6 protein-coding genes and 1 pseudogene are annotated in these 7,727 nt (G+C 68.9%); 4 read left to right on the top strand and 3 right to left on the bottom strand.

Translation table 11 applies throughout. The features are described 5' to 3' along the window. Nucleotides 1-114: 114 nt before the first annotated feature. Both ACZ7L0_RS41660 and mobF read right to left on the bottom strand, forming a co-directional pair. On the bottom strand, nt 115-462 hold the full coding sequence (locus ACZ7L0_RS41660) for a hypothetical protein (RefSeq protein ID WP_471247801.1): 348 nt from the start codon (nt 460-462) through the stop codon (nt 115-117). After that, nucleotides 459-2,273 carry a MobF family relaxase gene (mobF, locus tag ACZ7L0_RS41665; RefSeq protein ID WP_471247802.1) on the bottom strand — a complete coding sequence of 605 codons (1,815 nt, stop codon included), beginning with the start codon at nt 2,271-2,273 and terminating at the stop codon, nt 459-461. The genes ACZ7L0_RS41660 and mobF overlap by 4 nt, the downstream gene beginning before the upstream one ends. Before the next feature lie 441 nt (nt 2,274-2,714). Here mobF and ACZ7L0_RS41670 point away from each other — a divergent pair, with 441 nt between their 5' ends. After that, a complete protein-coding gene (locus ACZ7L0_RS41670) occupies nt 2,715-3,143 on the top strand; it encodes a hypothetical protein (protein ID WP_471247803.1) in 429 nt (142 codons plus the stop codon). Between the two features lie 408 nt (nt 3,144-3,551). On the opposite strand, the gene ACZ7L0_RS41675 is transcribed toward ACZ7L0_RS41670, so the two are convergent. Further along, entirely contained in the window at nt 3,552-4,082 is a 531-nt protein-coding gene (locus ACZ7L0_RS41675; RefSeq protein WP_471247804.1) for a hypothetical protein, read from the bottom strand. Nucleotides 4,083-4,441: 359 nt separating this feature from the next. On the opposite strand from ACZ7L0_RS41675, the gene ACZ7L0_RS41680 reads away from it, so the two are divergent. The 3 genes and pseudogenes from ACZ7L0_RS41680 to ACZ7L0_RS41690 all read left to right on the top strand — a co-directional run bounded on the left by ACZ7L0_RS41680 (nt 4,442) and on the right by ACZ7L0_RS41690 (nt 6,956). Further along, nucleotides 4,442-5,758, top strand: a complete 1,317-nt coding sequence (locus ACZ7L0_RS41680; protein WP_471247805.1) for a metallopeptidase domain-containing protein — start codon at nt 4,442-4,444, stop codon at nt 5,756-5,758. A 756-nt stretch (nt 5,759-6,514) separates the two neighbouring features. Further along, a pseudogene (locus ACZ7L0_RS41685) lies at nt 6,515-6,664 on the top strand (IS1380 family transposase); the annotation flags it as partial. After that, nucleotides 6,621-6,956: a hypothetical protein gene (locus ACZ7L0_RS41690; protein ID WP_471247806.1), complete on the top strand. Its 336-nt coding sequence runs from the start codon at nt 6,621-6,623 to the stop codon at nt 6,954-6,956. The pseudogene ACZ7L0_RS41685 and the gene ACZ7L0_RS41690, both read left to right, overlap by 44 nt. Nucleotides 6,957-7,727 lie beyond the last annotated feature (771 nt).

Genomic DNA, 7,727 nt, shown 5'->3' on the forward strand with positions numbered 1-7,727 from the left:
CACTCGGTGGATCCCATCGGGTGGCGTCCACTGAGTGGATTCCACCCGATGTCGTGCATCGCCACTGGATGCAGAACATCGTGGGCTCCACTCGGTGGACGATGCCCGGCATCGTCACCACAGCCAGGCGGTGGAGTGCCGCACCCGGGACAGGGCACGGGCATCGCGGCGCGCGGCCGCGTTGCCGATCCGGTTCTGCCGGGACCGGGGCCGGCGCGACTGCGCGGCGGCGAGGCGGCGCTTCCCGGCGTCCTGGAGTCGCCGCCGCTGCTTGCGCAGCTCCTGCTTCTTCGCCGCCTTCGACTTCGGCTTCCGGGGGCGCTTCCAGATCGGCTGCCACACCAGGAGCTCATCGGACTCGGGCTCCTGGTCCTCATCGACCGCGGCGGATATGTCCTTGGCGGCTGCGCGGGCGCGGGCGAGGGCGTCATCAAGGCTGGGTTGGTCTTCCGGGGTGCTCACGCGACTCCTCCTGTGGTCCGGCCCGGCGTGTGCTGGGTGCCGGGCTGCTGGGTGTGCGGCGGCGGGGCCGTCGCCGGGGCGGGCTGCGGTCGGGGGCCGTGGGCGACGGCGCGCGCCCGGATGCCGTCCTGGAGCTTGGCGGCGGCGGCCTCAAGGGTCCGGCGGGTCTGCTCCACCGTGTCGACGCCGGTCTCCTGCTCCAGGACGCGGCCGGCCTCCCGGGCGGAGTGGAACGGCCGCGGGTGCGACCTCGAGGCGGCGGGCGCGGCGACGGCGTGCGGCCGGGTGCGGGAGCTCAGGCGCTCCGCACGCCGCGCTGCGCGGACCCGGGTGGCCAGGGCGCCGGCGGCGAGGCGGGCCCGCTCGTACTGGGGCGCGGACCGCTTCCGGGTCAGCGGGCGCAGCACGGCCTGGTCCTCGGTGTCGCGCGGGTACAGGGCGCGCAGGTCGGCGGTCATCTTCAGGCCGCGCCCGACGGGGTGGGTGTAGTCGTCGACGACTGTCTGCACGATCTGTTCGTCCAGCCCCGCCTGGTGGGGCCGGCCGCGCAGGACGTAGGAGAGGTGGCCGCGGGCTTCGGCGAGCAGGTGGTGGCGCTTGAACGCGCCGCGCATCACGTACACCACGGCGACGGTGTCTACGGCGGCCAGGGTGACGTCGACCACCGGCCGCACCCGCGCCCAGACCGCTGCGGCCGCCGCCCGTGCCCGCTCCGCCAGCTTGTAGATGGTGCAGGCGCCGAACGCCCGGATCGCTGAGGCGCGCCATCGCTCGCGTAGCTCGGTCAGCGACAGCAGCTCCGTGCGCTCCGCAGGGCGGGTCTGGTCGGCGGCCTGGCAGCCCAGCGCGTAGGCGGCCTGCTCCCCCTGCGGGCGCCCCTGCCGTTCCTCGTAGTCGGCCGTGAGGACGGACAGCGCGTCCTCGATCTGCTGGCGGCGGGTCGACTGCCAGCCGATGAGCCGCTGGTCGATCCCGGCGATCTCCATGACGGGCCGGCGGCCAGGCGTCACCTCGCGCGGCTCCCAGGCCCACCCGAGCCGGGCGGACACCTCCTCCATGAAGTAGAGGGTGTAGAGGGTGTCGGCCGCGACAATGTGGGCCAGCATCGAGTCCGCCGACAAGTTCTCCCACGTCCCCTTGTCGTCCGGCCGCCGGGCACGGATCGACACCACCGCATGATCGTGAAGCAGCGGCTTCGACTCGGTAGCTCTCGACTCGTAGTGCCGGAACACCGCGACGATCAGCCCATCCCTGATCGGCTTGCGGATCTTGCCGCCGCTCCGCCAGCGGATCTCCGCGACCGAATCCTCAAACCACGCCAGCGCCTTGTCCCTGGCGATGTCCTGGCACAGCTCCAGCACCAGCCGGGTCTCGTCATCCCCGAGCGCCCACGCGATGTGCGCCGTCGACGGCGCCCGGAACACCAAGTCCATAGCCAGCCAGGGCGTCCGCTCCTTGGCCTTCTCGGTCTTCGGCGAGCGGTTGTGCTCGATGGGCCTGCCCAGCACGGTCGCCCGCCGCGCCTTCGCCGGATCGTCGCCCGCCTCCAGGCACTCGCGCTCGATCCGGTCGGCATCCGGGTGCCGGCCTTCCCCCAGGAGCAGTTCCGCCTGCCGCTCGGTCACCACCTCCCCGGCCACCAGGCCGACTGCGGCCAGGCCCCGCCCCTTCCAGACACCGGGTGGGACACCGGCTTCGTCCTGGGCGGCGTACAGGGGCGTGCCCGCAGGGCGGTGGCCGTCGCCGACCATCACGCCGCGGAAGAGGTAGCTCCACCCGTTCCCCGGGCGGACCTCCGCCTTGCTGATCATCGGGCCATAGAACCTTGGCGTTGACCTGCAGAAAAGCGTGATCAAGGTTCCCTCCCGCCGGACGGGAGGCCATCACCAGATCTTTACCGGGAGCGCCCGCCAGGCGGGCCGCCACGGCAGCCCGCGACGGTAAGCCGCCGCACGCACGGAGGGCTCCGTGCTTCCCCGGCGGGGAATCGTGCGCCAACGTATAAGGCCTACCGCTGAAGAAAGGTGTCAGGTGCGCGAGGTGCCTGGACACCCGCAATGGACTGCCACGTCCTGATGACATCCGACACCGCCGTGCTGAGTCTGTCCGTGTCCCAGCCGTACTGGGCGAACAGGCGCTGGAAGACGGCGATCGCAGCCAGCGGGGCTCCCCCGCACCGCAGGGCTGTGTCTTTGGAGCTTGCCTGCATCCGTGCCGCAGCATCGCCGTGCGCGGGGTCGACAAGTTGGTCGGTGCTCTCGAAGAACATAGTGATGCCGTGCTGCTGGCCGTGCGTTACAGCCGAGCCGAGGCGCCAGAAGAGCGGCCCGAGCACCGGAACTTCTGGCGATGATCTGTGCCGCCAGGGAGGTCGTACGGGGCATCCGCTCGCCCAGAAAGGGCGGGTTGTACTTGTCGCGTTCCCCGCGCACCTCGAAGCGGTGTGCGCGGGCAGCTTCCAGGATGAGACGGATGCGGTTCTTGGCGTGGTCACGGATGGCCGTGGTTTCTGCACCGTTCTCAAGCTGCGTCTGTTCTTTGAGGCTCTGAAGTCGGAGGTTCATGTAGCGGCGCACACGTTCCCGTTCGCCGATCTCCGGCTCGAGAAGGAACCACTGGGCGATCGCGATGTCGAGAGTCGCTCGGGCGACGGTGTGCGAGGCCGTGATCCCTCCTGGTGACCTGAACAGGGTCCCAGGCTGTCCAGGTGATCGAGCATGACGAACACGGATGACAGCGGGGTGTGTTGGCATCACGTACTGGGTGCGCTCCCCAGGAGCCTGCCAAGGTGTCTCGCTGGCACTCTTCGCTCGCCGGGAGCCAGGGAGGAATCCGTGGCTCGCCCCGTAGCTGTCGTTGAACGCGGCGCGGAGCCCCTCCAGGGAGCAAGCGAGTTCGGCCCACGGATCTTTACTCATGCTCCATGACGGTAAACACGAGTCGTTTGAGGTGCTGAGATTTTTGACAACCGCCTGCCAGCCGTAGATGCTGCGCAGCTGACTGACCGCGCCGTGCGAATGCTGCGCTGCGGCACACCGGCTGGGCTGTTACCCGAAGTTGGGGACCCAGCCCAGCCGGTCAGATGCGCTTCAGCGCGTCGCGGCAACGAGCTGATCCTTCATCCGTTGATACACCGCGGTGTCACGCACTGGCTCTTTCAGCTTCTGGAGCCAGTATTCGTACATGCCGATGTCCTCGCCGGGCACGGTCAGGCGGTACTCCTTGTCACTGGTCCCTCTGATGCAGCCGTGTGCTTCACCGACGTAGAGGGCGTTTTCGACCGCCGCGTCCGAGAGGCTGGTGGCCGCTGCCAACTCAGTCACTGTGCAGGTCACGCCGCGAGGGTCGATCAGAGTGCCGGTGCCCAGACGGAGAGTGAGGGCATACAGGCAGACCTTTACCAGCTCCGGGAGACATGCCCCCTTCTCTGACAGGTCGAGCAAGTAGATCTCTTGGGTGTCGCGGAGTTCTTCCGGGCTGTGGAAGAGAGCGCGTGCCGTCTCCAGCCACGCAGCGCGTTCGTCGTTCAGAGCCCGGGAGGCCTGGCGGTAGGTCATATCTGCCTCGTCCGCCTGGGCGCGGATGCGGGCCTTGCGGGCGTTGGAGCCGTTCTTCGTCATGGGCTTCTCCAGGGGACCCACGCTCCTCCCAGGTCAGCCGAACGAGTCTGGCGGCGGGAAGTCTGCACGGGCCCTTGCCGACGGATGCCGGGGGAGCCTTGGCCGGGCTGGGTCGCGAGCGGCGTGGGCGCTGCAACAGCGGCGGTAGGCGTTCGTGTCATGCCGGCTCTCGTTCCGGGAACCGACCGGCTTGCTACCGCCGCCCTGCGCCGACGCCGTGCTGCCGGGTGTGCGGCCTTCACTGTCTCCACTCGACGAGTGTCAGATAACGGCACGATAACGGAGCGGGACCGGTAGCCGCGACGGTGCTTCATGGGGTTGAGACACACTCAGCATTCGACTGCAAGGAGCCCCACACCATGCGCCTGTCCAGGCATGCTCTAGCCCTGTCCGCCGCCTGCGCCTCAGCCGCGCTCGCCGCCGGAGTCCCCACGCCTGCCGCCGCGGCCGACGGACCGGATCATCGCCGGCTCCAGGTCGTGATGGTGAACTTCACCGACGGCTCCTTCAAGGATCCGGCGAAGACCAGGGCTGCCCTCCACGACGTCTACTTCGGCAAGAAGCACTCCTTGACCTCCTACTACAACGAGGTCTCCAAGGGCGCCACCACCTTCGAGCCCGGCTCCGGCGACGCGGGCGTGATGGGGCCCATCGACCTCCCGATAGCAGGGGCCGGTTGCGACAACTCGAGGATCTTCGACGAGACCCAGGGCGCTCTTGCGAAGCAAGGGCTCGACTGGGACGACTACGAGCACCTTTCGGTCGTCTTCCCGGGCGATGTGGCCAACTGCGGCTACGGCGGCTTGGGCGCGCTGGGCGGCGGCAAGAGCTGGGTGCCCATATTCAGCGACGGGCGCGGCGCGGATCAGACCGTCCTTGTTCATGAGTTCGGCCACAACTTCGGATTTCAGCACCAGGATCGGGCGAAGTGCACCGGCACCGACCTCGCGACCTGCAAGGACACCCTTGACAACAGCTTCAAGACGCCGATGGGTGGCGGCGGCGTTGGCATGGGTCTCACCGCGCCCGAGCTCATCAAGGCGGGGTGGCTGACCGGGAAGCAGGCGCCGAAGGTCACCAAGTCCGGTACCTACAGGCTGACGCCGCTCCACGCCCACAGCGACGGAGTGCGAGCGCTCGACATCCCGGTTGGCGAGGACCGGCTCGTCGTGGAGCTGCGAAGCCCGTCCGGCAGCCTGGACCAGCAGCTCCAGGGAGTCTTCGCCTACCGGGTGCCGAAGGGTGACTACAGCAACGCCAAGATGGTCGAGCTTGCACCGAAGGCGGATCACCCGGCCGGCTTGGACAAGCCCGCCGGGGATGCGATAGCGGCAGGCCGCTCCCTGACCGATAAGGCCCACAAGGTCGAGGTCAAGGTCCTCGCGTCCGCGAACGGCGAGGCGACGGTGGCCGTCAGCCTGGACGGGGTTCCCGCCCCCGCTGCAGACGCCTCGCGGCCGGGCAGTGGTGCACACCTGGAGGGCCAGACCGGTAGTTCCGGCCACGTTGCGACAGCTGGCCCCGAGCATGACGAGGAGCTTGCCGCGACTGGCAGTGACAACGACACCGCGGTCCAGGTAGCCGGTGGTGCCGCGGTATTCCTGGCCGTGGGAGGCTTCTTCGTAGGCAGGGCCATACGCGTACGGGTACGTCCGGCGTCGCGTCACGCGCGGTGACGGGCCGCCTCGTGGGGGAGCCGCGTTCACCTCGGGACCGCTGATCAGGAAGCGGATGTGCTCGAACATGGCCCGATGGTGACAGGCGATGCGTGACATGTCCTTCGGCTCCGGCGGCCGCGCTCGGAAAGGGGCGTGCCGCCGGATTCGGGACTTGCCGACTGGGAGATCGCCGCATGGGCCGGTCGCGGGGAAGCCCGGGCCGTCGAGCTCATGATGGCCCGGCACTGGGGCGCTGTCGCCGCGTATCTGCGCACCTGCACCGCTATCTGTCGTACGTGGCGGACCTCGCCGAGCGCGTGTTCTCGCAAGCCCGACCGCGGACGAGCAGCGGATCGGTGTGGCGCTCCCGTTGCGGGTCCGGCTGCTGGTCATGGCCGAGGGGTGGCGGTGCAGGTGGGTTTGCCCCCGTTTGCGGACATCTTTTGAAGATCGGATCGTGGGGTCCGAGGAGGAGGTGTCCGGGTGGCTCAATGGCCCAATTCGACGGCCCGCGTGGCGAGTGCGTCCACAGTGGCATCGCGAACTTCTGGGCGTGCGACGGCGAGGCAAAGGGCGCCCGCCACCAACGACATGCCGAGGAAACTTCCTCGCGTGCGCAGGTGTTATGCCACCAGCATGAAAGCCCGGCATTCGTCGGGCCATCCGGCGATCGGCGGGCGGACCCCCGCCGAGCGGCTGGTTCGAACAGTCTGCACACCGGAGTACCCGCAACATGGCCCCACTGCGCCGCATGCTCTCGGACTTCATCGCGATCAGCTCTTCTACCGGCTGCTGCACGCAGCCGCCCGCATGACTCGCGGCGGCCGCCGCCTTCGCCTGCGGATCGCCGCGACCTGGCCCTGGCGGCACGAACTCATCAATGCCTTCGCCCGCCTCGCGGCACTACCGCGACCGGCCACCTAACCTGCGGCACTGTCCCTGCCCGCCCAGCATCGACCAGTACATCGACCGGGTGCTCGCCGGGCCCGGCGGCGCCATGACCGACGAAGTCGGCGTCATCACCGGCGACCTCACCGTCGCCACTACCCTCCAGCCTGACCGCCAGACTGCCCGCGTCAGCATCCAGTACACCGGGGCGGAGGAGTGGTACACCCTCACCGGCAGCCCCGCACCCATCCCGCCCGGTGGCCTCGCCGCCTACCACCGCGACCTCCTCGGACGCATCCGACGCGGCGCCGGCACCCACGCCACCTGATGTTGCCTGACCCGCTCGCCTGGCCTGGCTGATCCGGCAGTTACGGCGACACGGTTGTGCACCGTGCGCGGCTACACCCAGTAGGCCACGCCGCTGCTACGCGGCTTCGACCCCCATCGCCGACTCCTGACGACGGGCCCGCCGCTCGCTCAGCGGGCCGGGCGCGGCGGCCTCGCCGACACGCAGCAACTGTGCGCACTACGGTCCCCGGCTGCGTCCGCGCCACCCATTCCGCTGTTTCCCACTTCTAGACCATGTGTCTGTAAGCAGTTCTTTCCTGATCCTTCTCGTTCACTTGTCGGTTCAGTAACTGAAAACGTTTGATCTGATACTGACCGTAATATTTTTTGTTGGTCGGCCTGCACGTTTCCGGCTCTCCAAACGCTCTATTTACCACTTCCCATGGGGAGGGCACGTGCACGACGCTCCTACGGCGTTGCTGCTGACCACGCTGGCCATCCGGGTCTTCGGCCCCGACGCGCTTCGACTGTCCAAGCGGATCTCACCACCGGCGTCCGCGTAGGCCTCACAGGCCTGCGCCCGTCCGCACCGGACGAGGAGCACACTCCCAGGGGGGAGCTGACCAGGGGGGCCGGTGAGTGAGGGCGGGCCGGAGGAGTCCGGCGGTGCCGTCGGCATCCCGAGCCGACGGCGGAAGACCGTGCCGATGGCACAGTGAGCCTTTTCCATCTCGATCAGGTGGCGAGTTCGAGTGCGACGACGGCACGGACGACGGCGGTGATCCGGGTGGTGCTGCAGCGGAGTTTCCTC

The sequence above is a fragment of the Streptomyces sp. NPDC039424 genome (assembly GCF_055639495.1).